22 protein-coding genes are annotated in these 25,995 nt (G+C 71.4%); 11 read left to right on the top strand and 11 right to left on the bottom strand.

Annotated features, from left to right (window positions below; genetic code table 11):
- Nucleotides 1-236 precede the first annotated feature (236 nt).
- Nucleotides 237-4,856 carry a HEAT repeat domain-containing protein gene (locus OG257_RS20220; protein ID WP_329209359.1) on the top strand — a complete coding sequence of 1,540 codons (4,620 nt, stop codon included), beginning with the start codon at nt 237-239 and terminating at the stop codon, nt 4,854-4,856.
- 6 nt (nt 4,857-4,862) lie between these two features.
- Here OG257_RS20220 and OG257_RS20215 read toward each other — a convergent pair whose 3' ends face one another.
- The 3 genes from OG257_RS20215 to OG257_RS20205 all read right to left on the bottom strand — a co-directional run bounded on the left by OG257_RS20215 (nt 4,863) and on the right by OG257_RS20205 (nt 7,629).
- On the bottom strand, nt 4,863-5,114 hold the full coding sequence (locus tag OG257_RS20215; RefSeq protein ID WP_329209357.1) for a hypothetical protein: 252 nt from the start codon (nt 5,112-5,114) through the stop codon (nt 4,863-4,865).
- 102 nt (nt 5,115-5,216) lie between these two features.
- Nucleotides 5,217-6,134 carry a glycoside hydrolase family 11 protein gene (locus OG257_RS20210; protein ID WP_329215214.1) on the bottom strand — a complete coding sequence of 306 codons (918 nt, stop codon included), beginning with the start codon at nt 6,132-6,134 and terminating at the stop codon, nt 5,217-5,219.
- A 574-nt stretch (nt 6,135-6,708) separates the two neighbouring features.
- Nucleotides 6,709-7,629 (bottom strand): NAD(P)-dependent oxidoreductase, encoded by a 921-nt coding sequence (locus OG257_RS20205; protein ID WP_329215212.1) that lies wholly within the window; start codon nt 7,627-7,629, stop codon nt 6,709-6,711.
- Between the two features lie 46 nt (nt 7,630-7,675).
- Between OG257_RS20205 and OG257_RS20200 the strand changes: the two genes are divergently transcribed.
- From OG257_RS20200 to OG257_RS20190, 3 genes are all read left to right on the top strand, one after another.
- Entirely contained in the window at nt 7,676-8,032 is a 357-nt protein-coding gene (locus OG257_RS20200; protein ID WP_329209355.1) for a winged helix-turn-helix transcriptional regulator, read from the top strand.
- Nucleotides 8,033-8,102: 70 nt separating this feature from the next.
- Nucleotides 8,103-8,846 carry an aminoglycoside 3'-phosphotransferase gene (locus OG257_RS20195; RefSeq protein ID WP_329209352.1) on the top strand — a complete coding sequence of 248 codons (744 nt, stop codon included), beginning with the start codon at nt 8,103-8,105 and terminating at the stop codon, nt 8,844-8,846.
- A gap of 153 nt (nt 8,847-8,999) precedes the next feature.
- A complete protein-coding gene (locus OG257_RS20190) occupies nt 9,000-10,814 on the top strand; it encodes an alkyl/aryl-sulfatase (protein ID WP_329209350.1) in 1,815 nt (604 codons plus the stop codon).
- On the opposite strand, the gene OG257_RS20185 is transcribed toward OG257_RS20190, so the two are convergent.
- Together OG257_RS20185 and OG257_RS20180 are read right to left on the bottom strand one after the other, a co-directional pair.
- Nucleotides 10,804-12,207, bottom strand: coding sequence for an SGNH/GDSL hydrolase family protein (locus tag OG257_RS20185; RefSeq protein WP_329209348.1), 1,404 nt, complete (start codon nt 12,205-12,207; stop codon nt 10,804-10,806). The two genes, OG257_RS20190 and OG257_RS20185, sit on opposite strands and share 11 nt — an antisense overlap.
- A gap of 52 nt (nt 12,208-12,259) precedes the next feature.
- A complete protein-coding gene (locus OG257_RS20180; protein ID WP_329209347.1) occupies nt 12,260-12,985 on the bottom strand; it encodes a polysaccharide deacetylase family protein in 726 nt (241 codons plus the stop codon).
- Nucleotides 12,986-13,308: 323 nt separating this feature from the next.
- On the opposite strand from OG257_RS20180, the gene OG257_RS20175 reads away from it, so the two are divergent.
- Nucleotides 13,309-14,265, top strand: a complete 957-nt coding sequence (locus OG257_RS20175) for an alpha/beta hydrolase (RefSeq protein WP_329209345.1) — start codon at nt 13,309-13,311, stop codon at nt 14,263-14,265.
- A gap of 15 nt (nt 14,266-14,280) precedes the next feature.
- Here the strand turns inward: OG257_RS20175 and OG257_RS20170 are convergent, their stop codons facing one another.
- On the bottom strand, nt 14,281-15,489 hold the full coding sequence (locus tag OG257_RS20170; RefSeq protein WP_329209343.1) for a PucR family transcriptional regulator: 1,209 nt from the start codon (nt 15,487-15,489) through the stop codon (nt 14,281-14,283).
- A 41-nt stretch (nt 15,490-15,530) separates the two neighbouring features.
- On the opposite strand from OG257_RS20170, the gene OG257_RS20165 reads away from it, so the two are divergent.
- From OG257_RS20165 to OG257_RS20150, 4 genes are all read left to right on the top strand, one after another.
- A complete protein-coding gene (locus OG257_RS20165) occupies nt 15,531-16,853 on the top strand; it encodes an extracellular catalytic domain type 1 short-chain-length polyhydroxyalkanoate depolymerase (RefSeq protein ID WP_329209341.1) in 1,323 nt (440 codons plus the stop codon).
- Nucleotides 16,854-17,202: 349 nt separating this feature from the next.
- A complete protein-coding gene (locus OG257_RS20160) occupies nt 17,203-18,864 on the top strand; it encodes an ABC-F family ATP-binding cassette domain-containing protein (protein ID WP_329209339.1) in 1,662 nt (553 codons plus the stop codon).
- A 110-nt stretch (nt 18,865-18,974) separates the two neighbouring features.
- Nucleotides 18,975-19,670 carry a class E sortase gene (locus tag OG257_RS20155; RefSeq protein WP_329209337.1) on the top strand — a complete coding sequence of 232 codons (696 nt, stop codon included), beginning with the start codon at nt 18,975-18,977 and terminating at the stop codon, nt 19,668-19,670.
- A 23-nt stretch (nt 19,671-19,693) separates the two neighbouring features.
- A complete protein-coding gene (locus tag OG257_RS20150) occupies nt 19,694-20,161 on the top strand; it encodes a cyclic nucleotide-binding domain-containing protein (protein ID WP_329209335.1) in 468 nt (155 codons plus the stop codon).
- A gap of 325 nt (nt 20,162-20,486) precedes the next feature.
- Here OG257_RS20150 and OG257_RS20145 read toward each other — a convergent pair whose 3' ends face one another.
- Nucleotides 20,487-21,344 carry a transglycosylase family protein gene (locus tag OG257_RS20145; RefSeq protein ID WP_329209333.1) on the bottom strand — a complete coding sequence of 286 codons (858 nt, stop codon included), beginning with the start codon at nt 21,342-21,344 and terminating at the stop codon, nt 20,487-20,489.
- A 124-nt stretch (nt 21,345-21,468) separates the two neighbouring features.
- On the opposite strand from OG257_RS20145, the gene OG257_RS20140 reads away from it, so the two are divergent.
- A complete protein-coding gene (locus OG257_RS20140) occupies nt 21,469-21,834 on the top strand; it encodes a PH domain-containing protein (protein WP_329209332.1) in 366 nt (121 codons plus the stop codon).
- Nucleotides 21,835-21,889: 55 nt separating this feature from the next.
- Here OG257_RS20140 and OG257_RS20135 read toward each other — a convergent pair whose 3' ends face one another.
- Nucleotides 21,890-22,627 carry a peptidoglycan recognition protein family protein gene (locus OG257_RS20135; protein WP_329209330.1) on the bottom strand — a complete coding sequence of 246 codons (738 nt, stop codon included), beginning with the start codon at nt 22,625-22,627 and terminating at the stop codon, nt 21,890-21,892.
- Nucleotides 22,628-22,786: 159 nt separating this feature from the next.
- A complete protein-coding gene (locus OG257_RS20130) occupies nt 22,787-23,431 on the bottom strand; it encodes a ScbR family autoregulator-binding transcription factor (RefSeq protein ID WP_329209329.1) in 645 nt (214 codons plus the stop codon).
- A 103-nt stretch (nt 23,432-23,534) separates the two neighbouring features.
- Between OG257_RS20130 and OG257_RS20125 the strand changes: the two genes are divergently transcribed.
- Nucleotides 23,535-24,440, top strand: a complete 906-nt coding sequence (locus tag OG257_RS20125) for a ScbA/BarX family gamma-butyrolactone biosynthesis protein (RefSeq protein ID WP_329209328.1) — start codon at nt 23,535-23,537, stop codon at nt 24,438-24,440.
- 21 nt (nt 24,441-24,461) lie between these two features.
- Here OG257_RS20125 and OG257_RS20120 read toward each other — a convergent pair whose 3' ends face one another.
- Complete coding sequence (locus tag OG257_RS20120) at nt 24,462-25,226, bottom strand: glucose 1-dehydrogenase (protein WP_329209326.1); 765 nt, start codon at nt 25,224-25,226, stop codon at nt 24,462-24,464.
- A 21-nt stretch (nt 25,227-25,247) separates the two neighbouring features.
- Entirely contained in the window at nt 25,248-25,838 is a 591-nt protein-coding gene (locus OG257_RS20115) for a ScbR family autoregulator-binding transcription factor (protein WP_329209324.1), read from the bottom strand.
- Between the last annotated feature and the right edge of the window lie 157 nt (nt 25,839-25,995).

Genomic DNA, 25,995 nt, shown 5'->3' with positions numbered 1-25,995 from the left:
TGCGTTCGGGCGGAGCAAGCAATACCGGGATGCTGTCATGACCGCGCCACGTTGTTGACTGTGCGTCAAACTGCCGCCACACAAGGCAACACAGGCTTTGCACGGGATGCATGATCGGCGCTGCCGAAGCGCACGGCCCGGGTACGTCTCCGAGCCGCACCGCCAAGCCGTGACCGACGACGGGGCGGGCCGAATCTCGCTGGTGGAGCCGGGAACGCCCTGGCTAGCATCCGATGATGACGATGCCGGCGGACCAGACCTTCCACGATGCCGTACGCCGGGCCGACGTCGGCCGGCTGTCCCGACACCTCGACGCGCAGGTCTGCCCGCCTGCCGTCCTCGGGCGTCTGATCCGGCACGGGGATCCCCGAATGCGGTATCTGGGGCTGGCCCTTCTCGCCGAACGAGTCACCTCGGGGCCGGCCGTCGCGCATCCCGAGGCGGCCGAACTCGCGGCGCTCCTGCCGGCGTCGGTGACCGGGCCGCCGGAGACCGCACTCGCCATGGCGGGTCTCTACGAGCGGCTCGGGCCGTTCCGGAAGGGCAGCTCCTGGCCGTCGTGGCGTACGGCCGAGCTGCCGGTGCGCGTGCGGATCGCCTGGCTGCGCGCCGAGCTCCTCAACGACCCCTCGATCGTCCGGCGAGAACCTCCCGGTGAACTGCTCTACCAAGCGGTACGGGGGGCGAGCGCCGCCGACGCGCACCGGCTCGCGCCCCTCGTGGGCGAACTGGCGGACACCGGCGACCCGGTGTTGCGCGCCGAGGCTCTCCGGCTGGCCCGGCAGGGACTGCACGCGGGACTGCTGGCCCCCGCCCGGGTCCGCGAGGTCGTGGTCGGGCTGCTCGCCGGCGGCGGCGCGGTCGTCATGGCCGCCCTGGAAGAACTCGCCCAGCCCTGGGCGACGATGGACCCGGTCCCGACGGGACGCCTGTCCCCCTTCCTCGCCGCCGGCCCGGCGGTTGAGCGACCCGAAGTTGCCGACGCGGCCCTCGTGGCCGCCGCCCGCCACGGGCACGCCGGCCTGCTGCGGCAGGTCGTCGGCGATCCGGAACTGCCACCGGTCCTGCGCCGGAAGGGGATGGAACTGCTCGGAGACCTGGCGGACCGCGGTGACATCGGTGAACTGACGGCCATCGCCGCGCAGGACCCCCTGCTGTTCGGCGGTCCCGCGGTGAGCTGCCTGCGCGGGCTGCACCGGCGGGGGCACTTTCCGGACGACCTGCACGCCCCGTCGGTCGTCGGCCTGGCCCTCGCAGACCATTCGATTCCGCCCGGGGAGGTCGCGTCGGTCCTCTTCACCTGCCGACAGGTGGTGTTCCGGGCGTTGATGGACGCGGACGCGGAGGATCCCGGGTGGCCGCGGCGGCTCGACCTGCTGGTCGCCCTGGCCGGGCAGGGGGCGAGGGAGCTCCCGGTCGGGGAGGCGATCGCACGGCTGCTGCCGCGCGTCACCGCGCCGGGGCCCTTCCTGGCCGCGATCCGTGAGCTTCGCCATGCGGACGCCGAGGAGGCCGTGCTCGCCCTGCTCCCGTCGGCACCCGGCGCGGCCCTGGAGGCACTGGAGGCCGTCGGCGGGCACCGGACGGTACTGGTGCTGAGGGAAGGACTCGGCCTCGGCGCGGGCATGGACGCACCCGGGAGCGAGGGCGTGATCGCACCCCATCTCCGCGCCGTACGGAACCGCGCCCTGGAGCTCCTGTGGCACCTCACCGGAGATCCGGCACAGCGGCGCGCCCTCCTCGTCCGCCTCGATCCCGCCGACCTGCCGCCCCGCATCGCGAGCGACCTCGGCGGGCCGGACGAGCAGGAACTGGCGCTCCTCAGCTCCCGCCCGGACCCCGGCAGGCCGGTGGCGGCCCTGTGCAGGCTGGCGGCCCACGGCGGCGCCGGCACCCTGCCGGTCATCGAGGACCTTCTTGCGCGCATCGTGAGCGAACTGGCGGCGGCCCGGGAATCCGGTGCCACGGACTCGGGGCTCGACAGCGGACCGACGGCAGGCGAACCCGCCGTGCCCCAGGAGGTGCTGGACGCCGTCCACGCCCTGGGCCGCCGTCTCCACGAGCGGGGACGGATCAGGCCCTCCTGCCTGCTCGACGCGGCGGACGCGCACACGGCCGGGCATGCACTCGTCGCGGCGACGGCACTGAACCTGCTGGACCGGCCGGGACTGCCCGCCGGTGAGCAGACGATCCTGCTGGAACTGCTGCTCCGAGCCCCCAGTACGCGCACCCGCGCACGGGTGCACCGCATGCTGCGGCACCGCGACGGCCACGTACGCAAGCACGTGATCGCGTTGCTCGCCCGCGACGCCCGGGGGGACGACGCGCAGACCCTGTCGGCGACCCTGATCGCGCTGACCACCGCCCAGGACGTCCAGACCGTCCGGCAGGCGCTCCTCGCCCTCGGCCACGCGGGTGCCCGCTGGGCCGGTACCGCGATCGCGGCATGTCTCGACCACCCGAACATGAACATCAAGAAGACCGCCGCCGCGGTCCTGGCCGAGGTCGGCACACCGACGGCTGTACCCGCACTGCTCCACCGGCTCGGGCACAGCGACAACCCCGGGCTGCGTGCCGCAATCGTCGAGGCGCTGCGTGCCGTCCTCGGAGAGGCGTACGCCGCGACCCTGCTGGCCGCCGCCGAGCACAGCGAGAGCGGCCGGGCCCGCGAGCTGCTGCTGGACGGGCTCGACGGCGTACTGCCGGTCCGTTCGGTACGCGCGCTGGACGACCAGGCCTCACCGGTCGCACCGGCCCTGCTCGCCCTGGTGGCGGGCGGCCTGGTCCGGCTCGAATCCGGGACGGTCGCGGACCTCTCCGCGTCACTGGCCGAGCACGGCATCACCGCGCCCGCCGCGCGCCGGCCACCGGCGGACGAGGGCGGCGGGCCGGACCCCGACGTCACGTCGCTGGTGAGGGAGGGCTGGAATCCGTCGCTCGCGCTGCGCCTCGCCGGGAGGGACGAGCCCCCGCACCCCGACCGGTTGTCCGGACTGCGGCCCATGCTGGCGGACTGGCTCCGGCTCGCCGACTCCGAACCCGCCGCCCGGGACCGGGTGGTGCGGTTCACCCTGCGACTGTGCCCCGCACCGTGGGCGCCGGAGGAGCTGACGGTCTTCGCCCGGTTCGCCCAGGTCCTGACCGACGTGCTCGCCGAGGCCCCGGACGGGGACCGGCACGGCCTCGTCGCCGTATTCGAGGCGATCGCACCGAACCTCTCGGCGGTCCGGAAGGCGGCCGTCGCCGACGCCGTACGCGCACTGCCTCCCGCCCCCGAGGGGGGCCGGTCCGCGCTGGCGCTGCTGCGCCGCCTCGACGCCGTGCTGGTCCGCGCCGATCTCGAACAGGCGCTCGCCGCGGCCCGGCTCGGTGCCGACCCCTGGCTCGCCGAGGCCGCCGTACTGCGGGAGGCCTTCGCCGTACCGGAGCCCACCACGGACTCCGTGCCCGCCGACGCAGAAGCGTGGCGGGCCGCGCTGGAAGCCGCGGTGCGCACACCGGGCGCCCTGGAGGAGTTCCGCCGTACGGACACCTCCGGGGTCCGCTCCGGGGACCGCCTGAACGCACTGATCGAGGTCCACCCCTCGGCCGGCCCGGAGGTCCGCGCCGCGCTCGTCGACCTGATGGAAGGCGTCCAGCCCCTCGACGCGCCCCCGTGGACCATCACCGAGACCGCTCACGTGCCCACGCCGGCCGCGCGGAACGTCAACGCCGACGACCTCGACCAGCCCCGTTCGACCGCACTTCGTGAGCGCCTGCTGGCCATGCTGCACGGATCCGCTCCCGATCGCAGGACGACCGCGGCACTGGCACTCCTGAAGTGGCCGGAGCCCGAGGTCCGAACTCCCCTGCTGCGGGCGTACCTGCGCGGCCACGTCGACATACCCGTCGGCGCCGACCTGGCCCGCACGCTCAGCGCCCTCGACGTGACGGAGCTCCGGTCCGACGGCATCCTGCGCGAGCGGGTGGCTCTCGCGGCCATGAGCCTCGACCCGTGGGAACTCGGTCCGCTGGTGCCGCTGCTGCTCGAATGGTGGGAGGACGACCGTGCCTCGGCCGCGACCGGACAGGCGCTGCTCAGGGTCCCGGCCGATGTCCTGGCGGAGCACCTCGGCGACCGCCTCGACCGTGGGGCCTGGGGGTACCTCGACCTGCTCACCGGCCGTCCGGTGCTGCGCACATCCGCGCTGGTCGCGGTCTGCCGACGGCTGCGCGCCGAGGGGCGCGACGACCTCGCGGACGGGATGCGTCTCGTCGGGGGCCCGCTGCGTGGACCCGACGCCGCACGGCAGGACGCGGCCGCACTGGAGGCGCTCCGCGCCCGCGCGCCGCATGCCGTGTCCGCCGGAGCCCCGCACCGTCCGAACCGGCAGGAGTTGCTGGAGCAGGCCCGCACCGGCGATCCGGGCGGGGTACGCCGGGCACTCACCCGGCTGACCGAGATACATCCGGGCCCGAACACGGACGTGGACCCCGAACTGCGGGACCTCATAGGTGAGTTGCTGCACCACCCCAGGAGGGAGGTCCGCCTGCACGCCCACCGTGCCTCGCGGGCGATGCTGGACCGGCAGACCTACCTGCGGCACACCGAGGTCCTGCTCGACGACCCCCGGCACGACGTGGTCCGGACGGCGATCCGCGCCCTCTGCCACGCCTCCTGGGCGCCCGCGATCCCTGCCGTGACCGGCCTGCTCGCGCACGCACACCCGGTGGTCCGCAGGGCCGCGACCGAGGGGCTCGTCGGGATGGGCACACCGGCGGTCCCCGCTCTCAGGCGTGCCGCCGACCACGCCCGCCCCGACAGACGGTCGCTCTACACGGACGTCCTCGACCGGATCGCGGCCTCCCAGGGGTGACCGCCGCTACTTCGCGGGGGTTCGGGTTCGCCGGTGGTCCAGGGCCTCCGCGCCGAGGCCGGCCACGACGAGCAGGCATCCCAGCCAGAAGAGGGCCATGCTCTGCCGCTCCACTCCGCCGAGCAGGATGGCCGCGAGGCCGACGGACGGCAGGAAGACGCCGACCGCCGCCCACCCACGGCCCTTGAGCGCGAAGTTGACCGCGGAGGCCGAGCTGAGCACGAAGAGCACCGTCGTCACAACCAAGGCTATGCGCATGCGGGCAGTGTGCAGGGTCGCCCGCCGCGTGCGCCGACCGGGGCGGCGGCCGGGTGCCGCCGCCCCGATCGGCGCGGTGTCACGGGCGTGCTCCGCGGAAGGTCAGCCTGCGCTGCAGGAGACCGTCGGCCAGGTCCAGGATCCGTTGGCCTGGAGGGTGACCCCGAAGTTGTTGCCGCTGCCGTTCGATTTGGCTGTCAGTACCTGGGCGCTCGGGTAACTGGCGGTCGTGTTCCAGGTGGAGAGGACCTTCTGCGGGGACGGGACGTTCATCGTCACGGTCCAGTTGCTGGAGCCGGAGACCGCGACGTCGAGGTTGTACCGGTCGCTCCACTTCTCGCCCGCGGACAGGGTGGCGGTGCAGCCGCCACCACCGCCACCACCGCCACCACCGGACGAGCTGCCCAGCGTGATGTTGGAGCTCCCGCTGCTCTGGTAGCCCTCGGTGGCCATGATCATGTAGTTGAAGGTGCCCAGGTTCATCCCCTTCTGGGCCCAGGCGTCGAAGTGGTTGCCGGTGGTGATGGTTCCGCCGGTTCTCTTCGCCTGCCTGACGCTCCAGAACTGCTTGAACGTCTTGGTGCCTTCGATGGAGGGGGCGTTGGTCCGCGTCGTCTCGTAGATGTCGTACGTTCCGCCGTCGCTGGAGACGGTGCCCTTGAACGTTCCCGTGGGCCGGTAGGTGCCCCAGTTGTCGACGATGTAGTACTCGACGAGCGGGTTCGTCGACCAGCCGTAGAGCGTCAGGTACGCGTTGCCGGACGGGTTGAAGGTGCCCGAGTAGGTCACGCTCCGGCGCCCGCCGGTGCTCCAGCCCTTACCGGCCACGAAGTTCCCGGTGTTGCTCCACGACGTGCCGTAGGTGCCGCCGGATCCCAGGTTCATCGAGACCGTCCCGGAACTGTCCGTCCAGAACGAGTAGTAGTAGCCGTTGTTGGTCCCGGTCTGATTCGAGTTGATGACCGTGTCGGCACTGGCGGTGCCGGGCAGCGCAATTGCGGCCACGCAGGCCATCGCCATGGCGAAGGCACTGCGGATGAAAAGCCTGAAGCGGCCGAATGACCTGGTGCGGCCGCTTGCGCGGCTCGTCGCATGTGCGGGTGCGTCGTTCATGTGCGTACTTCCTCCTCGTCCTCGTAAGGCCGTTGGGGCCGGGCAGCGCAACACGTCTCGCGAAGGTGCCGGTGAACGGGCGACGACGGCGCATGCGCGTCGGTGCCGCGCAGCCCGGCCGAACACGGGCCCGGCCGTTGCGTGTTCGGCGGACCGGCCCCGGTGACGGGTCGTGGTGGACCCGGATCGACAGCGATCTGAGGTCTGCCGACGGCGCTCAGTGTTGATCTGCCCTCGTCAACTGTCAATAGTTTCGGCACGAGTTACGAAACAGTCGCTCGGTCGAGGAGTACGTATGGTGATCGTATTACCTGGTCATAGGAACTATCACGTCCATCGACCTTATGATGGTCACGCAGGATGTAATTGCCGGATCAGAATCAAAGATCTTCATTTCCGAAAGTTTCGAACTCTTTCGGAATGCGTTGCGCGGAGGAGCGTGCTCACACCGGACGCGACACCGTGAAGCGCGCGTGCGCCCTCACTCGCCCCTCAGCAGGCCGACCATGCCCGCCAGTCCTTCGTCTCCGTGGCCCTGGGCCACCCGACGGCGCATCAGCTCCATGTACGGGGTGAGGAGCCGGGGATCGACCGACCGGTCCTCCGCCGTGGCCAGGAGCGCGTCGTTGCCCGCCGTCATCATGGCGAGGTTGGAGGTGACGCCCTCCGTGTAGTCGCCGCTCTCCAGCTGGGCGGCCATCTCGTGGGTCGTGCCGGACATGGCGCCGAGCCATTCGGCGAGCAGGGCCGCAAATCCGGCCCGGTCGAGGTCCTTCTCGGCGCCCACCAGGGCGAAGGCGTGGGTGATACCCGCGAGCATGCCGGTCATCGCGCTGAGCAGGGCGATGTCGTGCAGCGCCGCGTGACCGGGGTCCTCACCGACGAACTTCGCACCGGCGGGAACCTCCAGTGCCCCGCTGTGGCGTTCGAACAGTGCGCGGTCGCCGCTGTAGAAGATGTAGCCGCCGGTCTCCGGCCGGCCGATCATCGGGGGTACGGCCATGATCCCGCCGTCCAGGAAACGGGCGCCCCGCTCCACGGCCCAGCGGGCACGTAGCCGGGCATCGGCGGGGGTGCTCGTGGTCAGGTTGACCACGTCCTTGCCGGTCAGGTCGACGCCGTCCAGGGCCTCTTCGACCGAGGCGTCGTCCAGCAGGCAGAGGACGACGGGACCGGTTGCCGACGCGACCGCCCCGGCCGGGGTCGACGCCACCCGCGCACCCTCGCCCGCCAGTGGTCCGGCCTTCTCCGGGGTGCGGTTCCAGACGGTCAGCGGGTGTCCCGCGCCGAGCCAGGCACGGGCGAGCGCGGTGCCCATGCCGCCGAGGCCGAGGAGGGTGACGGGGGTTCCGGGAGTGGTGTGGGTGTCCATGGCGATCAGGCTGCTATGCACCCGAATCATGATCAAGTACGCACTCTTTTGTGGGTGGTTACCTTAAGGTGAGCGGATGACCAGGCGGGACACGTACGTGTGCGGCATCGACGCGGCGATCGACGTGGTCGGTGGCAAGTGGAAGGTGCTCATCCTGTGGGTGCTGAACGAAGCGCCCTGCCGGTTCGGTGAGTTGGGCCGCGGCATACCGGGTGTCACCGAAAAGGTCCTCGCCTCGCACCTGCGCGAGCTGCAGGCCGACGGCATCGTCTTCCGGGAGGAGTCGCTCGAGGGAGCGGTACGCCGTGTCACCTACGGCCTCACCCCGCTCGGCATCTCCCTGAACGAGGCGCTGAGCCCCCTGGGTGCCTGGGGCAGGGAGCACCTCCTCGGAGGCCGGAGCGCACACGGGCAACAGCCGCCGGACGGGTGAGGGAACCGCGGTCACGCCGCTCCCGGAAAACCACTCGCCCGGACCGCGCGGTGGAGGAGACCATGAGGTCATGGCCTTTTCAGGACCGCCCCCCTCCTCCGTGCGGGTACCTGCTCGCATCGTCGGCCTGGCCGGGGACCGGCCCCTGCTGCCCGTGTGGCAGAACGAGTTGGGCGGCCTGACCTTCCGTATCGGCGACGGGGACGGCCGGCTCTTCGCCAAGTGGGCTCCGGCGGGCTCCGGGCTGGACCTGACCGCCGAGGCGGACCGTCTTCGGTGGGCCCGCCGTTTCACGACCGTGCCCCGCGTGCGCGAGTACGGAGCGGACCGGGACGGAGCCTGGCTCGTCACCCACGGGCTTCCCGGCGAGAACGCCGTCGCGCCCCGCTGGAAGGCGGATCCCGGCACGGCCGTGCGCGCGCTGGGTGCGGGGCTGCGGGCCCTGCACGAGCGGCTGCCCGTGGCCGGCTGCCCCTTCGGCTGGTCCGTCGAGGACCGTCTGACGCGCGCCCGGCGGGCAGGCATCCAGGTGCCCCCGGACCTGTCCGTGCCCCCGCCCGTCGACCGCCTCGTCGTGTGCCACGGCGACCCGTGCGCACCGAACACGCTGCTCCACGAGGACGGCACCTGGTCCGGTCACGTCGACATGGGGGCCCTCGGTGTCGCCGACCGCTGGGCGGACCTGGCCGTTGCCACCTGGAACACCGAGCACAATTACGGGCCGGGCTGGGAGGACACCCTCCTCGACGCCTACGGGATCGCCCCCGACCCGACCCGGGCCGAGTTCTACCGCCGTCTCTGGTCGGCGACGTGAGCGGTCCGGTCACCTGACACCTCGCCGTGCCGCCCACACGGGCCCACCCATGGACGGCCCCGCAGCGCCGAGCACCCGGACGGCCCACATCCCCCGGGCACGGCGCCTGCCGCTCCCACAGGATGAGCACAGTGCCAATCCCTGGAGGCCCGCGTGACCACAGCCGACGTCATCCCCGACTTCGAGGACCGAACCGACTTCGAGGACGCCGATCGCGGGCTGGTCGCACCCCCCACAGCCGGGACGATCACGGCTGCCGACGGCAGAGTGGTGTGGAGCTTCGACGACACCGCCTTCCTGGACGGCGACTGCCCCGGTACGGCGAATTCCAGCCTGTGGCGGCAGTCCCAGCTGTGCGCCCGCGCCGGCCTCTACGAGGTGACCGACGGGGTGTACCAGGTCCGCGGATTCGACCTGTCGAACATGACGCTCATCGAGGGCGACCGCGGCGTGATCGTCGTGGATCCGCTGGTGTCCGAGGAAACGGCAGCCGCCGCGCTCGCCCTCTACCGGGAGCACCGCGGTGAACGGCCCGTCACCGCCGTCCTGTTCACGCACTCCCACCTCGACCACTTCGGCGGCGTCCACGGCGTCACCCGCGCCGGCGACGACGTCACCGTCGTGGCTCCCGAGGGCTTCATGGAGAGTTCCGTCGCGGAGAACGTCTACGCCGGAACGGCCATGCTGCGACGCGGGGCCTACTACGCGGGCTCCAACCTCGACCGCGACCCCGAGGGCCTGATCGGCATGGGCCTCGGCTTCACCGCGTCCACCGGCCTGCCGGGGCTCCTCGCGCCCACGATCGAGATCAAGCACACCGGCCAGGAGCTGACCCTCGACGGGGTCCTCCTCCGCTTCCAGATGACGCCGGGCACCGAGGCACCCTCGGAGATGAACTTCCTCATCCCCGAGCGGCGCGCCCTGTGCATGGCGGAGAACGCGACCCACAACCTCCACAACATCCTGACGCTGCGCGGTGCACTCGTACGTGACGCCCGCATCTGGTCCCGCTACCTCAACGAGGCCCGCGAGCTGTTCGCGCACGACGCCGACGTGCTCTTCGCCTCCCACCACTGGCCCACGTGGGGCAAGGAGCGCATCCGGGCCTTCCTCGCCGAGCAGCGCGACCTGTACGGATATCTGCACGACCAGACGCTGCGCCTCGCCAACCAGGGGTACACCGGCACCGAGATCGCCGAAGTGCTCGAACTCCCGCCGGTGCTGGCACGCGCCTGGCACGCCCGCGGCTACTACGGCTCCGTCAACCACAACGTCAAGGCCATCTTCCAGCGGTACATGGGCTGGTACGACGGGCATCCCTCATCGCTCTGGGAGCACCCGCCGACCGAGAGCGCCCAGCGGTACGTGGACTGCGTCGGCGGTCTCGAAGCGGTCCTCACCAAGGCACGCGGGTACATCGGCGAAGGCGATCTGCGCTTCGCCGCCCAGCTGCTCAAGCACGCCGTGTTCGCCGCTCCGGACAGCACCGACGCCAAGGGCCTCCTGGCGCAGGTCTACGAGCAGCTCGCGTACGGCGCCGAGTGTGCGACCTGGCGCAACTGCTACCTCACCGGTGCCGCCGAGCTGCGCCACGGCATCACGCCGACCGTCATCACGGCAGGCACCATGGCCACCGCTCTGTCCGTGGAGCAGCTCTTCGACTCCCTCGCCGTCCGGATCAACGGCCCCGAGGCGTGGGACCACTCCTTCACGGTGCACTGGCAGCTCACCGACCTCGGTGAGGCGTACCGCATGACCCTGCACAACGGTGTCCTGATCCACTCCCGCACCTCGCAGCCCGGCGACGGCGCGGATCTCGCCCTCACCCTCACCAAGCCACAGCTCATGCAGATCCTCGGCGGCCAGGGGCTCGACGGAATCGAGCACACCGGCGACCCCGGTGTGCTCATGACCATCCTCTCCGTCCTGGACGACCCCGACCCCGACTTCGCCGTCGTCACGCCCTGAGGGACCGGGGCCCCGAGCGCCGTTCGCCGTCGGCTCCCGAGAGGGATCGGCGCAGCAGGTGGAGGGGGACGGCCCGGGACATCGCCTCGGCTCCGGCGTCGTTGGGGTGCAGGTGGTCGCCGCTGTCGTAGCGCGCCAGGAGGCGTTCCGGGTCTGCCGGGTCGCGCAGGGCCCTGTCGAAGTCGATCACCGCGTCGTACGCCCCGCTCGTGCGGATCCAGTGGTTCACGGCCTGCCGGGCGGCCTCGTTCTGCGGACTGTAGAAGCCGAGGGTGTCGTTCTTGAACGGCAGGATCGTGCCGCCGTACGCCTTGAGGCCCCGGTCGTGCGCGCGGGCGATGATCTGGCGGTGGGCGTCGATGATGTCGGCCGCGGTGACCCTCTCGGACTCCGGTGCGACCGTTCCGGGATGGCCGAGGTCGTTCACACCGAGGAGCACGACGAGGTGCTCGGCTCCGGGCTGGGAGGCTACGTCGCGGTCGAAGCGGCGCAGTGCGCTCCGGCCGAAGTACGCCGCGAAGTTCTCCGCCTCGGACCCGGCCGGGGGGTTGGGGTCGTGCAGGAGGCGGTTGCCGCTGATGCCCTGGTTGAGCACGCCCACGGCACGCGGACCGTATCCGGCGTTCAGTCGCCCGGCCAGGAAGTCGGGCCAGCGGTGGTTGGCGTCCACGCCGGTTTCGGCGCCGTCCGTGATGGAGTCGCCGAACGCGACGACGGCCGAGGAGCGTGCGGAGCGGCCGGTGCTCACGCTCACCCCGGTCAAGAAGTACCAGCGGTCGATGGTGGTGGTCGCTTCGATGTCGCCGCGCCCGGTGACGTTTCCGGCTGCGACGTAGTTGTGCTGGAGGGCGAACGCGTGGAGCGTCGAGCCCGCGGTGCGCTCGGGCAGATGGATGCTCACCACCAGATCGGAGCCAGCGGGCACCCGCAGGGAGACCGGGTCGCTGAGCGCGGGGGCGCCCGCGGGGATCGTCACGGACGTACGGCCGCCGAAAGTGAGCGGGCGGTCGGTGCGCGGGTCGATGCGGGAGGCCGGACCGTCGGCGGCCCGGCGGGCGACGTGCGCCTCACCGATGACCAGGGGCCGACTGCCGAACTCGTTGGACAGCCGGATCCGCACCCGGTCGCCGCCGATGCTGGTGCGGACGGTCTGCCGGATGGTCTGGTCCTCGAACGCGGTGGTGTCCGAGGCCGGGGTCTCCGTGGGCGTGGTGGCCCAGGTGCCGGTCCACGCGGCGTCGGCGGACCGGTGGGACGCGTGCCGGACGGAGGAGGCGGCGGAGGGTTCGGCGGACGCGGCCGGCGCCGTGGCCAGGAGCAGGGCTCCGGTGAGTACGGCCACCAGATGGCGGCCCGCGCGTCGGGCGCCGGACCCTGCGGAATGCGGTCTCATACGGATCTCCTGAAGCGGTGTGAGGAGGTGCGGGAAGCTGCTCGGAGCTGCGTCAGGCTCTGCGGGCGGGCTTGTCGAAGCGCCAGTGGGCGGCCCGCAGTGCGGGAACGATCCGGTCGACGGCCTCGACGGTCTGGCTGCGGTCGCCGCCACCGTCGTGGAGCAGCACCACCGCCCCGGGGGTGACGCCCTCCTCGATGCGGCGGACCAGCTCGTCGGTGCCCGGCGGCTCCCAGTCCCCGATCGCCAGCCGCCAGCCCAGCGGCTGCATCCCCAGATCAGCCGCCACCTGCGGGGTCTGACCCCAACTCCCGTACGGAGCACGGAAATAGGGAATACGCACACCGGGTGCGGCACGGCGGATCTCGGCGTTGGTCCGCTCCAGGTCCGCCCGGATGTCCTCGGCCGGCCAGGCCGCCATGTCGTCGTGGCGCATCGTGTGGTTGCACAGCGTGTGGCCGCCCGCGACGATCGCGCGCACCAGTTCGGGGTGCTCCTTGACGTGGTCTCCCCACAGACAGAACACCGCCTTGACGTGGTGCTTGCGCAGCACTTTCAGCAGCCGCGGGGTGTCGGTGGGGTTCGGGCCGTCGTCGAAGGTCAGGGCGACGGCCCGGCCGCCGTGCCGGGTGGAGTCGACGATCCCGGTGCCCGCCTGCTGCCCGGCGTACGCGGGACCCGTCGTGGTGAGGGCGGCCAGGCACAGTCCCCCGGAGAGCAGCAGGGGCGTCACACGGCGGCGCAGGCGGATGCGGACACGGGTACGGAAAGTGGTCAACGCTGGTCCCTCTCGGAGGTGTTACGCATCGCAGGACGCGAAAGTTTCGGCCGGTCCGTCGATCGGGCGAGCAGACGGTAGAGAAGCCACCCGGCCGCCGTCAAGAGGGCCCAACTCCCTTATCGTGCACGCGTTTTCGCTGGTCGAAGCAGGTATTCGCGGGCGTTCGGGGCACCGCCGGGACCGAAAACGGTATGGAAGACGCGCAGGTGTCGGACGAGTGCGGCCATGGAACCGACACATGTCGGATGACCTGGGGGAACGCCCCGTGACACCGTCTCACTCAGGACGCCGCCGCCCGCGGCCCGGACCGGAGGAGGGGCATGCTCCCGCAGTACCGTTTCGATCCGGAACTGGCCGCCGCGCTCACGATGATGCCCGAGGTCGACATCACGGACGTGGGCGCCGCCAGGGCAGCGCAGGCCCAGCAGCTGACCGCGTCCCTCGCGACGGCGGACACCGCGGGGGTGGACGTCCGGGAGGTCACCGTCCCCGGCCCGGACCGTGCGCCGGACGTCGCGCTGCGGCTGTACCGGCCCCGGTCCGCCCAGGGGCCGCTGCCCGTCGTCTACAGCATCCACGGCGGAGGCTTCGTCCTGGGCTCGCCGGACGTCGACCACGACTGGAATCTGCTGCTCTGCAGGGAACTGACGGCACTCGTGGTCTCCGTCGACTACCGGCTGGCCCCCGAGCACCCTTTCCCCGCACCGCTGGAGGACTGCTACGCCGGACTGTCCGGTCTCGCGGCGAACGCCGCGGAGCTGGGTGTCCGGGCCGACCGGATCGCCCTGTGGGGCGACAGCGCCGGAGCGGGTCTCGCCGCAGCCCTGACCCTGCTCGCCCGGGACCGCCGAGGGCCCGCCATCTGCTTCCAGCACCTGTGCAGCCCCGCGCTCGACGACCGGCTGGAGACGTCGAGCGCACGGCAGTTCACCGACACCCCCGTATGGAACCGGCGCAGCGCCCGCCTGAGCTGGGAGGCCTACCTGGGGGACGGGGTACGGGGCACGGCGGGCGTCTCCCCGTACGCGGCACCGGCCCGTGCCGGGGCCGACGCGCTGTCCGGGCTGCCGCCCGCCTACGTGTCGGTGATGGAGTTCGACCCGCTGCGGGACGAGGGCGCCGACTACGCCCGCGCGCTGCGGGCCGCCGGGGTGCCCGCACAGCTGCGGCTGTTCCCCGGCACCTTCCATGGCGCCTGGGCCGTGGAGCACGCGGCCGTCATACGGAACGCGACCGCCGAGGCGGTCGCGGCGCTCCGCACGGCGCTGGGGCGGTAGGCCGGTGCGCGCTCATCAGCCCGTGCCGTTACCCTCCTCGCCTTCACTGCCGGCGGAGCCGTCCGCGGACTGCGTCAGCCGCCATGCGTACAGGGCGAGTTGGGCGCCGAACCGGTCCTGCGGATCACGCAGCCGGAGGCCGAGTTCCTTCTCGACGTGGGCAAGCCGCGCGGCCACCGAACTGTGGTGCAGGTGGAGTTCCAGGGCGGCCTGCCGCAGCGAACCCGTACGGCAGAACGCCGCCAGCGCCGCCAGGAGGTCGCCGCCCTGCCCCGCCCCCTCGCCGCAGGCCAGCTTCGTCAGCCGCCGTACGTCCTCCTGGGCACGCAGCCGCTCCACAGGGATGTCCGCCAGCAGCGCGACCGGGCCGAGTTCACCGTGGTCGGCCACCGACTCCTCGGGGGAGCCCGCCACGGCGAACCGCAGCGCGGAACGCGCCTGTTCCCACGAGAGCCGTGCGTCCAGCGGGGCTGCTGAGGCCCCGACCCCCACCCGTACCGCGTGCGCGGGACGGTGGGCCGTCCCCCGCTCACGGCCCCGTTCGTGCAGAGCCGCCCGTAGTTCCGCGGTCGTCGACGCCGTACGGGAACCGGGTCCGCCCGCGTCCGGACTCTGCACCAGCACCGCCCCCAGGGCACCGGCCCGCGCCACCCGGACCGTGCCCCGCACAGCACCGCGCCCCAGCAGTGCCACCGCCTCCAGCCCGGCGTCCGTCCCCGGCCGCCCGGTCACCGCGACCACCCGCAGCGGCACATCGGGGGCGAGGCCCAGCAGCCGCAGCGCGCGGATCCGGTCCGTGGCGTCCTCGCGCCCGGACAGCACCAGTTCCACCAGAGCCGGATCGGCCGCGGTGGGCACCCGGGGCTGCCAGGGGCGGCCGGCGAGCACCCGGGCGGTGATGGCCATCCACTCCAGGACCAGCTCGTCGAACGGCCCCGGCACACCGGGCCGTTCCAGCCAGACACCGCCGGACGGCTCCAGATCCACCCGGCCGGAGACCTGCGCGGGTACGCCCGGCAGGGCGAGGCCGTCCGGCCCGAACCGTGCCGCCCGCCCGTCGGGCAGCTCGAGGCCAGCCGCACAGCCGGCCAGGCCCGCGGTCGACCGGGCCAGGGTCACCGGATCCGGGCCGCCGCCCAGCAGCGCCTCGAAGTGGGCGATCACGCGCACGGCGGTGGCGGCGTCCGCGTCCAGCGCCGACAGCCGCAGCAACAGGCCCTTCACAGCAGTCCCTTCACACCCGGCAGTCTAGGAAGGACAGGAACATGACCAACAGATCCCTGCACGCACCGGAGGCCGGAAGGCGGTCGGCGAGAGCGCTGCTGACAGCCCTCCTCGCGGGCGTCCTCCCCCTCGTGTCGGCGCTCCTCCTCGCCGTCGCACCCCCCGCGTCGGCCGCTTCGCTGACGGAGGTGACCTCCTTCGGCAGCAACCCGAGCAATCTGAGGATGCACGTGTACGTGCCGGACACCGTCCAGCAGCGGCCGGCCGTCCTGGTGGCGGTGCACTACTGCACAGGATCGGGCCCGGCGTTCTACTCGGGCACGGAATTCGCCTCGCTCGCCGACCGGTACGGGTTCATCGTCGTGTACCCCTCGGCGACCAGGAGCGGCAACTGCTTCGACGTCTCCTCGCCGCAGGCCCTCAGGCGTGACGGGGGCAGCGACCCCGTGGGCATCAGGTCCATGGTCAGTTACGTCCAGCAGCGGTACGGCGCCGACTCCGGCCGGATCTACGTCACCGGAGCCTCCTCGGGCGCCATGATGACCAACGTCCTGCTGGGCAACTACCCCGACGTCTTCAAGGCGGGGGCCGCCTTCATGGGCGTACCGCACTCCTGCTTCGCCACCACCGACGGATCGGGCTGGAACAGCGCCTGCGCCAACGGCACGGTCGACAGGACGCCGCAGGCATGGGGCGACCTGGTACGTGCGGCGTATCCCGGGTACAGCGGTGCCCGGCCCCGGATGCAGATCTGGCACGGCACCGAGGACAGCACGCTGCGCTACCCGAACTTCAACGAGCAGATAGACCAGTGGACCGATGTCCACGGCGTGAGCCGCACCCCCGCGGCCACCGACACCCCGCAGTCCGGCTGGACCCGCACCCGGTACGGCGCCACCGGCAACCAGGCCCCCGTGGAGGCCATCAGCATCCAGGGCGTCGGCCACTCGCTGCCGACCGGCGGCATGGCGGCCCGGGCCCTCACGTTCTTCGGCCTGGACGGCACCACGACCACCCCGCCCGACCCCGGCCCCGACCCGGAGCCGGGTGCCTGCCGGGTGGGCTACACGACCAGCGCCTGGAACACCGGCCTGACCGCGACCCTCACCCTCACCAACACCTCCGCCGCGGCGATCAGCAGCTGGTCGCTCGCCTTCACCCTGCCCGCCGGCCAGACCATCACCTCCGGCTGGGGAGCGACGTACAGCCCGAGCAGCGGTGCGGTGACGGCCAGGAACGTCGCGTACAACGGCACACTCGCCCCCGGCGGCTCGGTCCAGATCGGCCTCCAGGCGAGCCACACGGGTAACACCGGTCAGCCCGCTTCCTTCGCGCTGAACGGATCCGTCTGCTCCAGGGCCTGACAGCGTCCCGGTCCCGGCAGGACGTCCCCGCTGCCGGGACCGGGCATCCCCGCGCACCTGCGGGCCCCGGCCCCGTTGCGCTACAGTCGTCGGGTCCTGTTGTCTCCGATAGAGGTGGACGTTGCGCATCTGAGGTTCGCGATCATCGCGCGGTACGGCACTCGCCGTAGCCCTGTCACGCTGCCGTCGGCTTTCCTGCCGCCCCGTGACCCCGCGTGGATGCGACCTCGGTGCATGAGCCGTCCCCCGCCCTCCGGAGGACCGCACCCCCTTTTTCCATGGCCCGGTCGCCGCGTGGTGCTCGCATACGAAGCCCCTTTTTCCTGTGCTTGCGACTGCGAGGATCACCATGTCCCACCCCCTCACGCCCACGGCTTCCCTCACCTGCTCCGCCCTGTCCTTCTCCTGGCCCGACGGCACGGAGGTCCTCGACGGGCTCTCCCTCAGCATCGGCCGCGGCCGTACCGGCCTCGTCGGCAGCAACGGCTCCGGCAAGTCCACCCTGCTGCGTCTGCTGGCCGGCCGGCTGCGCCCCACCCAGGGTTCGGTGACGGTGGGGGGCAGCCTCGCCTACCTTCCGCAGAACCTCACCCTCGACACGGGACTGCGCGTGGACGCGGCACTCGGCATCGCCGAGCGGCGCACGGCGCTGCGCGCCATCGAGTCCGGCGACGTCGCCGTCGAGCACTTCGAGACCGTCGGCGACGACTGGGACGTCGAGGAACGGGCCCTGGCGACCCTGGGCTCGCTCGGCCTCGGCGGCATCGACCTCGACCGCACCGTCGGGCAGCTGTCCGGCGGCGAGACCGTGCTGCTGCGCCTGGCAGCCCTGCTGCTGGAGCGCCCCGACGTCCTGCTGCTCGACGAACCGACCAACAACCTCGACCTGTTCGCGCGCCGCAGGCTCTACGAGGCCGTCGAGTCCTGGCGCTCAGGCGTGCTCGTCGTGGTCAGCCACGACCGTGACCTGCTGGAACGGGTCGACCGCATCGCCGAGCTGCGGTCCGGATCCATGAGCTGGTACGGAGGCGGCTGGTCCGACTACGAGGAGGCGCTGGCCACCCAGCAGGAAGCGGCGGGGCGCATGCTGCGGGCCGCCGAGTCGGACGTGCGCCGTCAGAAGCGCGAGCTGGAGGAGACCCGGATCAAGGTGGCCCGCCGACAGCGCCACAACAAGAAGATGGACGCCGAGCGGCGGGCCCCGCGCATCGTCGCCGGTGCGCACAAGCGGTCCGCGCAGGAGTCGGCGGGCAAGCTGCGCGGCCTCCACGAGGACCGCCTGCAGGAGGCGCGCGAGCGGCTCGACGAGGCCGCGGACTCGATCCGCGACGACGCCGAGATCCGGGTGAGCCTCCCCCACACCGCCGTACCCGCGGGCCGCACCGTCCTGAGCCTGCACGGGCTGCGCCCGCGGTTCGGCGCACTGCGCGACGGCGAGCTCCAGGTGAAGGGTCCCGAACGCGTCGCCCTGGTCGGCCGTAACGGGGCGGGCAAGACGACGCTGCTGCGGACCCTCACCGGGGAGCTCGCACCGCTGTCGGGGGAGGCCAGGACGTTCGTACCGCTGCGCTTCCTCCCCCAGCGCCTCGACGTGCTGGACGAGGAACTGAGCGTCGCCGCGAACGTGGCCCGGCTGGCTCCCGGGATCACCGACAACCACATCCGCGCCCAGCTCGCACGGTTCCTCTTCAAGGGGGCGCGCGCCGAACAGTCGGCGGGCACCCTCTCGGGCGGCGAGCGCTTCCGTGCCGCACTCGCGGCGACGATGCTCGCCTCACCCGCCCCGCAGCTTCTGATGCTCGACGAGCCGACCAACAACCTGGACATGGCAAGCGTGCGGCAGCTTGCGAGCGCGCTCGACGCCTACGAGGGAGCGCTCGTGATCGCCGGCCACGATCTCGCCTTCCTGGAATCGGTCGGCATCACCCGCTGGCTGCTCGTCGGGGAAGAACTCCAGGAGACGACGGCGGAGGAGGTGCGCGACCTGCTCGCAGCCCCGGAGCCCGGCTGAGCGTGACCCGGCAGGGGAGCGCCCGACCGGGAAGCGGTGGTGTACTGGGAGGAGCGGGCCGTGGACCGCGGTCCGCTCCGGCACCTGCCGACAACGATCCGGATCTCCCCATGCACAGTCTCCGAAGAGTTCCCCGGGCGCTCGCGGGCGCGATACTCGTGGCGCTGGCGGCCGGCTGCTCGGCAGCGACGGCCGGGCAGGCCACGGCGCCGGCCCCCGTACTGGCCGCAGCACCGGCCGCACCGGCACCGACCACGGCCCCGGCACAGCCACCGGCCGACCGGACCGATCCGCGGACCGAGACCGCGACGCTCTCGATCCCGTCGATCGGCCTCACCGATCTGCGCGTGGTTCCGTACAAGGGGACGACGGACGACTGGCCGGGAACCCGCATCCAGAACCGCGGCGTCGCTGCCAGCCCGTACGGCAAGGACGGCGGCGTGGGACCGGGCGAGGTCGGCAACTATCTCGTGACGGCCCACCGGCTCTCCGCGGGCGGACCGCTGCGCGAGCTCCCGTCCGTCGAGAAGGGCGACTCCGTCTTCGTCACGGAGGGCGGCACGGTGTACGAGTACCGGATCACCGAGTCCAGGACGACCTCCTTCCGTTCCGAGCGCTCCCTCGCCGAGCAGCGCGCCGAGGTCCCCGGCTCTCCGGGGGAGAACCCGACGAAGGCGATGATCACGCTCTCCACCTGCGCCACGCCCGAGGACAACGCGGCGGGCAACTTCTGGCGGGACGACAGGGACAATCCGGAACACCGCATCGACAGGATCGGCGTACTGGTGGCCTCGCGGCCGTCATGACGTTTCACAGGAGCGAGGCCCTCATGCCGAAGACCAGGAGTCTGCTGGACGCGCTCCCGTCCGGGAGCCGGGCACGCCTGCTCGCCGAGGCGTCGCACGAGGTTCCCCTGGCGCAGGACGCGCGCGTCTTCGAAGAGGGCCGGCGTGCCGACCGCTTCTGGATCATCCGGTCCGGCCGGGTCGAGGTCGACATCCGGGTACCCGGGCGGCGTGCGGCGGTCGTCGAGACGCTGGGACGGGACGACCTCCTCGGCTGGTCCTGGCTCTTTCCTCCCCATGTGTGGCACCTGGGCGCGCGTGTCGTCCATGCGGGACGGGCGGTGGAGTTCGACGCGGCGGCCGTCCGTGCCCTGTGCGAGGACGATGCGGAGCTGGGCCGTGCGGTGTACAAGTACGTCGCCGAGACGGTCGCGGAGCGGCTGTACGGAACCCGTACGCGACTGCTTCAGCTGTACGGGCCTCAAAACGGGGCAGGAACCCCGGAAGATTGAAGTAAAAACTACGGAAAAGTTTCGACTTGTCCGCTGTAGGACTACCGTAAAAGCATGGCCAGAATCGAGCGTAAGCACGAACGACAGGCGGAGCACGCGTGTCCGGCCTGCAAGCACCACGTCGAGACGGAGCTGAGGCGCCACAAGACCCTCGGAATCTTCGTCCCTGTCTGGGGTCCGGGTCCGTGCCGGAATCCCGAGTGCACGGCGTACGTGGCCGAGGCGGAGGAGACCGGGGCACCGAGGTCCGGTAGGGCCACCCGCAACCACGGGGACACTGCCGTCGCCGACCGATGACCGGCACCACGAGCCGGGCCTGCCTGGCTCAGATGGTCAGCCGGAGACGCTGGCCGGGGTAGATGAGGTCCGGTCCCTCGTCCAGCATGTCGCTGTTGATCGCGTACAGGGCGTCGGTTCCACCGGGCACGTCCGCGCGCTCGGCGATGACGGAGAGACAGTCTCCCGGCTCGACCACGTAGGTCCGGTCACCGGCGAGTTCGTGGGAGTCAACGGCTTCAGCGGCTTCCGTGGTCTCTTCGGATCCACCGGCTCCACTGGTTCCACCGGTTCCACCGGCTTCACTGGTTCCACCGGCTTCAGCGGCTTCGGACGCCTTGGGGGAATAGCTCCCACCGCTGCTCGAACTGCCGCTCGACTGGCGGTTCGGGGTCGTCTGTGCCGCCTCGTGCCGCCGGTCGGTGCTGCCGGACTGAGGACTCGACGTCCGGTTGGCACCGAGGCGTCCGCAGGTGGGCCAGGCGGACAGTCCCTGTGAACGGGCGACCCGTTCACCGACGGCGATCTGTTCCGACCGGGTGGCGAGGTCGGCGCGCGGTGCGTACTTCCCGCCGCCGTACGCCCGCCAGGTCGAGGGGGCGAACTGCAGGCCGCCGTGGTAGCCGTTGCCGGTGTTGATGTTCCAGCGGCCGTTGCTCTCGCACTCGGCGATGCGGTCCCAGTCGGTGCCCGTGACGAGGGCCGGAGCTGCGACAGCCTGCACGGTGGCGGCCCGGACGGTGACCGCCCGGGCGGGGGCCGCCTGGGCCGGAGCTGCCTGGGCCGGAGCGACCCGGGCCGGAGTGTCCGCGGCGCTGCGGCCTGCCAGGCCCAGCACGCTCAGCAGAATCAGCAGAAGGGCGAGCGCCGATTCGACGGGCCGCTTGGCGAGGGGTGATGCCGGCATGACGGTATTCCTCCGCTGTGCTCCGAAAGCTTTCAAGGGCACGTACAGATAAGCCGCCGATATGCTTTTTGTTGGGCTTTGGCGCGTCCAACGCCCGCACATTCACTCGGGTGGAGGCTTTCGCATGGCACTGTTCGGCAACGCTCACACGGTCGACCCGGCCGCAGCACAGCGGGACTACGCACGACTGCTCGGCCAGGGAGAGCAGATACACGCCGCTTACCTGCTGATCCGCGACACGATTCTGTTCACCGACCGCAGGCTGGTCCTCGTCGACAAGCAGGGGATCACGGGCAAGAAGGTCGAGTACCACTCCGTCCCGTACCGCAGCATCACGCACTTCGCGGTGGAGACGGCGGGCACGTTCGACCTCGACGCCGAGCTCAAGATCTGGGTCTCCGGCACCTCCGAGCCGATCCAGAAGACCTTCACCAAGGGCGTCGACATCTACGAAGTGCAGGCGATCCTCACGCAGTTCGTAGCGCGCTAGGGTCCTCGTCCGGATCAGAACGGATCGGGACGGATCGGGTCGCGGGGGCCGGGCGTCACGCGCGCGGTTCCCGCAGCCTGGCCATCTCCTCGCGGATCGCGGGCAGTTGCGCGTACAGCTCCTCGCCGGGACAGCTGGTCTGGTAGGTGTCCCGGTGGCCGGACACGGCGTGGAGGCGGACCACCTCACCCCGCTCGTACAGGCTCTCGTCGTTCGTCGAGACCATCCGTACGGTGCCCATGGGGTCGATGCCCCGGCGCAGCTTCCACGCGCCCACCTTCGCGATCCCCTCGATGAGCGCCAGCGGCACCGGCACCCCGGGCCCGAAGTTCCCCAGGGCCGCGATCCCCACGCTGTGGGCGTTGAACCCCGTGGCGTGCGCGCCGCGCACGGACCGTCCGACGCCGCCGGCCCTGCCCTCGTATATGGTCCCGCAGCGGTCGACGACGAAGTTGTAGCCGATGTCGTCCCACCCCTCGCCGGAGACGTGGTCCTCCTCCATCGCCCGGAGCATCCTGGGGGCATCGGCGCAGTCGTACTGGTTGGTGTGGTTGGTGTGGTGGACAAAGACGGCGTTGACCGCACCCGTGTACGTCGCGTGCTCCTTGACCAGGCTCTCGTCCGCGTGCCAGGCCGCCCGGCTGACGATCGTCGGCCGCGGTGCCGCCGCGGGCGGCGCCTCGGGCTTGGCCGTGGTGGTCTCGGGCGCGACAAGCCGGACCGGCGCGTCCCGGAACACCAGGACGGCCAGCGGCACCACCATGGCGCCCAGGGCTGTACGACGAAGCCACATAGGCCCACCCTGCGCCCTGACCAGCCGCTTCGCAGTCGCGCGGCACCCACTCGGGTGAAGCCGGCAACGCCGCGTCACCGCGCCCCCGCGAGGGCGCGCACACGGCCTGGCCACGTGCGCGCGGTTGCGGCGCATCGCGGCGGGGCTGCCCGCGCCGGATCAGGACGCGGCGGCCGTCCTGCTCTCCTCGAGGAGGCGCTGCGCACGGTGCGGGGAGATGTCCAGCCGGGCCAGCACACCGGGGACGACGTTGTTGGGAAGGATGAGCTCGAAGAGGGCGGAGATCTCGGCGACCAGATCGGGCGGCTCCGCCATCGACTCGGTCACCAGCTGGACCCCGGTCCAGGCCCCGACGAACAGCCGCGACGTCATGATCGGATCGACGTGCGGGAGCAGCTCGCCCCGCTCCTTGGCCTCGGAGAGCATCTCGCCGCCCAGGGCGATCCAGTCCGGCCAGCGGGTGCCGAACAGTCCGCGCGCCCGAGGGTCGACGGACAGCCGGATCGACGCGCTGAGCATGGGTTCTCTGGGCAGCCGATAGGCGAGCAGAAGCGCTGTGTCCACCCATTCCTGAAGCTTGAACGTCTGGGGCGTGACGCCCTCCGCGGTCACCGCTTCTTCGAGAACGCCGCGGGCCAGCTCTTCCTTCGAGGTGAAGTGGAAGTACAGCGCGCCCCTCGTGAGCCCTGCCCGTTCGAGGATCGCGGCGATCGTCGCGGCGTCGTAACCATGCTCGTCGAAGACCTCGGCAGCGGCCTCGAGGAAGACTCTGCGCGTCCGGATCGCCCGTTGCTGTCTTGCCAACTCGCGCTCCCCTTGACGTGACGTTGCGCTGGCCGAAAAATACCGGTGAACCGGTATCATAACAGCGCCAGGGGCCCGCTTTGCGCCAGAGTCCGGGGGGACCGTGCCAGAAGTACCTGCTTTCCCGCATCCGCCACACGTCGACGTACGGGGGGTACCCAAGGAATACGTCCACCTCACACGCGATGCCACGGTTCTCGTCACCGGATGGCGATGCCTCGAAGATGGCGAGTTCTCGCTCACCGCCCAATGGCCCTCTCCCGATGACGGTCTGCGTTACGACTCCCGGGTCCTCACGCAGACCATCCGGCAGAGCGGTCTGGCCATAGCGCATGCAGCGTACGGCGTTCCACTGTCGCATCAAACCCTGCTGCACCACTTCGACTTCACAGTCGTTCCGGGATTCCGGGTTCCCTCCGGTCGACCGTCCGCCCTCGGTGTCAAGGTCTCCGTCTCGGAGTCGAAGAGAAGCAGACGGGCCGTCAGTTCCCTGGGTGTGGATATACGAATCTTCCAGGACAACACCATGGTGGCGCGGGCCGATTCGGAGTTCGGCTGGATATCTCCCGCCGTCTATCGACGACTTCGCGGCGAGAACCTCACGGCAGGCTGGAACGAATGGCCCCTGCCCGCGCCGGTCGACCCCCGGACCGTCGGCCGGACGAGCGGCACGGATGTGGTCCTGGCCCCCGGCGAGCGGCCGAACCGGTGGCAACTGCGCAACGACACCGCGCACTTCCTCCTGTACGACCACCCGGTCGACCATGTACCGGGGCTCGTCCTCCTGGAAGCCGCCCACCAGGCGGCGCAGGCCGTGCTGCACCCGCTCCCCTTCGAACCCACCGACGTCGCCAGCACCTTCGAGCGGTACGTCGAGTTCGACCGGCCCTGCTGGATCGGGGCGGAGGTCGTACCCGCCCCCGGCCCCGGGCAGTCCACCGTTCTGGTCACGGGGACGCAGGACGGGCAGACCGTGTTCCGGGGCCGGCTGAGCGGGCCGTGCGGCTGACGGCCCCCGAAGGCCGTCGGCTCACTGGTTGACGAAGCCGCCGTCCACCGGCAGAACCGTGCCCGTGAGGAACGGGCAGCGGTCGCTGAGCAGCCAGGCAACCGCGTTCGCGATCTCCTCGGGCTCGGCCGTACGGCCTTGCGGAGTAAGGCCGTTGACCATCTCCTCCAGACCCGGGTTGCGCCCGAACCAGTCGGCGGTGATCTCGCTTCGCGTCGTACCGGGGGCCACGGCGTTGACCCGGATTCCCTGCTTGGCGTATTCGTCGGCCGCCGCCCGGGTGAGCCCGACGACCGCGTGCTTGGCCGCTATGTACGGTGCGGCGGCGGGAATGGCCACCAGACCGCCCACACTGCTGTTGTTCACAATGGAGCAGCCCCCGCCGTTCGGCAGCATGGCCGCTATTTCGTAGCGAAGGCAGTTCCAGACGCCCCGCACATTCGTGTCCATGACCGCGTCGTAGACGTCATCGCCCATCAGATGCAGGGGAGTCCGGTCGCCGCCGAGTCCCGCATTGTTGAATGCCGAATCGAGGCGCCCAAAGGTGTTCACGGTGAAGTCGACCGCCCTTGCGGCGTCCTTCGCCACCGTGACATCACAGACGACATGGGCCGCCTGACCGCCCTTGTCCCTCAATTCGCCGGCCAACGCGGCCAGCCGGTCCTCCCTGCGCGCCGCCAGCACCACCGTCGCGCCTTCCTGGGAGAAGACCCGTGCCGCAGCTGCGCCGATACCACTGCTCGCCCCGGTGATGAGGACGACTTTGCCGTTCAGAAGATCGCTCATGGCCGCAGTCTTGCAGGCAAGTCAGGGCCGGACCATGGCCGTGGTGATCCGCGGCAGCATCAGGTTCCAGAACTGGGCGACGGCGTGCCGCGCCGACCAGTCCGCGTCCGCGCGTCCCAGGGCCTGCGCTCCCACCACCACCGCGGTCACGGCGGACACCAGGTCCTCGATGAGGACGTCCGCCGCCAGGACGCCTTCGGCTCGGGCCAGGGTCAGCATCGAGCGGACCCAGTCGTGCCACACCCGCCACAGCGCGACGTCCTCCTGCCAGGCGGCGTCCGCGGCAAGGCCGAAGCCGGCGCGCAGCACGACGTCCTCGGCGAGCCGCCGCGCCAGGATGTGCGAGGTGTCGACCAGATTCCGCAACGACGCGGGCTGTTCGCAGGGGCGCGGAGCGATGAGGTCCTGGAGGATCCGGGCCGCCTCGGACTCGACGGCAGCGCCCAGCGCGCGTTTGCTGCCGAAGTGGAAGTGCAGCGCCCCGCTGCTGACTCCGGCTCCGACACTGATCTCCGTGAGCGACGACGGAGCGAACCCACTCCGGTCGAATGCCTCGGCGGCCGACCGGATCAGCTCCTGCCGCGTGCGTACCGCGCGGTCCTGCTTGGCCATCCTGGCGCTCCGGTGAGTACGGGGTTCCGATGGTTGCGGAAGCGGCTGCCCGTGCTGTGCAGTCGGACAGCCACCCAGAGTGAGCACTCTAACAAACCGGATGTACTGTTTTCTCGGTCCCTGCGGAGATGGCCGAAAGTCTCTTCCCGGACGCACT

Source organism: Streptomyces sp. NBC_00683, assembly GCF_036226745.1.
Classification (GTDB): domain Bacteria; phylum Actinomycetota; class Actinomycetes; order Streptomycetales; family Streptomycetaceae; genus Streptomyces.
The sequence above is the reverse complement of the archived record's forward strand: the minus strand, read 5'-3'. Positions and strand labels throughout refer to the sequence as shown.

What these genes read in the sequence shown, in the direction of transcription:
- OG257_RS20220 (WP_329209359.1), top strand. Translation starts at nt 237, where the DNA reads ATGACGATGCCGGCGGACCAGACCTTCCACGATGCCGTACGCCGGGCC.
- OG257_RS20215 (WP_329209357.1), bottom strand. Translation starts at nt 5,114, where the DNA reads ATGCGCATAGCCTTGGTTGTGACGACGGTGCTCTTCGTGCTCAGCTCG.
- OG257_RS20210 (WP_329215214.1), bottom strand. Translation starts at nt 6,134, where the DNA reads ATGGCGATGGCCTGCGTGGCCGCAATTGCGCTGCCCGGCACCGCCAGT.
- OG257_RS20205 (WP_329215212.1), bottom strand. Translation starts at nt 7,629, where the DNA reads ATGATTCGGGTGCATAGCAGCCTGATCGCCATGGACACCCACACCACT.
- OG257_RS20200 (WP_329209355.1), top strand. Translation starts at nt 7,676, where the DNA reads ATGACCAGGCGGGACACGTACGTGTGCGGCATCGACGCGGCGATCGAC.
- OG257_RS20195 (WP_329209352.1), top strand. Translation starts at nt 8,103, where the DNA reads ATGGCCTTTTCAGGACCGCCCCCCTCCTCCGTGCGGGTACCTGCTCGC.
- OG257_RS20185 (WP_329209348.1), bottom strand. Translation starts at nt 12,207, where the DNA reads ATGAGACCGCATTCCGCAGGGTCCGGCGCCCGACGCGCGGGCCGCCAT.
- OG257_RS20175 (WP_329209345.1), top strand. Translation starts at nt 13,309, where the DNA reads ATGCTCCCGCAGTACCGTTTCGATCCGGAACTGGCCGCCGCGCTCACG.
- OG257_RS20165 (WP_329209341.1), top strand. Translation starts at nt 15,531, where the DNA reads ATGACCAACAGATCCCTGCACGCACCGGAGGCCGGAAGGCGGTCGGCG.
- OG257_RS20160 (WP_329209339.1), top strand. Translation starts at nt 17,203, where the DNA reads ATGTCCCACCCCCTCACGCCCACGGCTTCCCTCACCTGCTCCGCCCTG.
- OG257_RS20155 (WP_329209337.1), top strand. Translation starts at nt 18,975, where the DNA reads ATGCACAGTCTCCGAAGAGTTCCCCGGGCGCTCGCGGGCGCGATACTC.
- OG257_RS20150 (WP_329209335.1), top strand. Translation starts at nt 19,694, where the DNA reads ATGCCGAAGACCAGGAGTCTGCTGGACGCGCTCCCGTCCGGGAGCCGG.
- OG257_RS20145 (WP_329209333.1), bottom strand. Translation starts at nt 21,344, where the DNA reads ATGCCGGCATCACCCCTCGCCAAGCGGCCCGTCGAATCGGCGCTCGCC.
- OG257_RS20140 (WP_329209332.1), top strand. Translation starts at nt 21,469, where the DNA reads ATGGCACTGTTCGGCAACGCTCACACGGTCGACCCGGCCGCAGCACAG.
- OG257_RS20135 (WP_329209330.1), bottom strand. Translation starts at nt 22,627, where the DNA reads ATGTGGCTTCGTCGTACAGCCCTGGGCGCCATGGTGGTGCCGCTGGCC.
- OG257_RS20120 (WP_329209326.1), bottom strand. Translation starts at nt 25,226, where the DNA reads ATGAGCGATCTTCTGAACGGCAAAGTCGTCCTCATCACCGGGGCGAGC.
- OG257_RS20115 (WP_329209324.1), bottom strand. Translation starts at nt 25,838, where the DNA reads ATGGCCAAGCAGGACCGCGCGGTACGCACGCGGCAGGAGCTGATCCGG.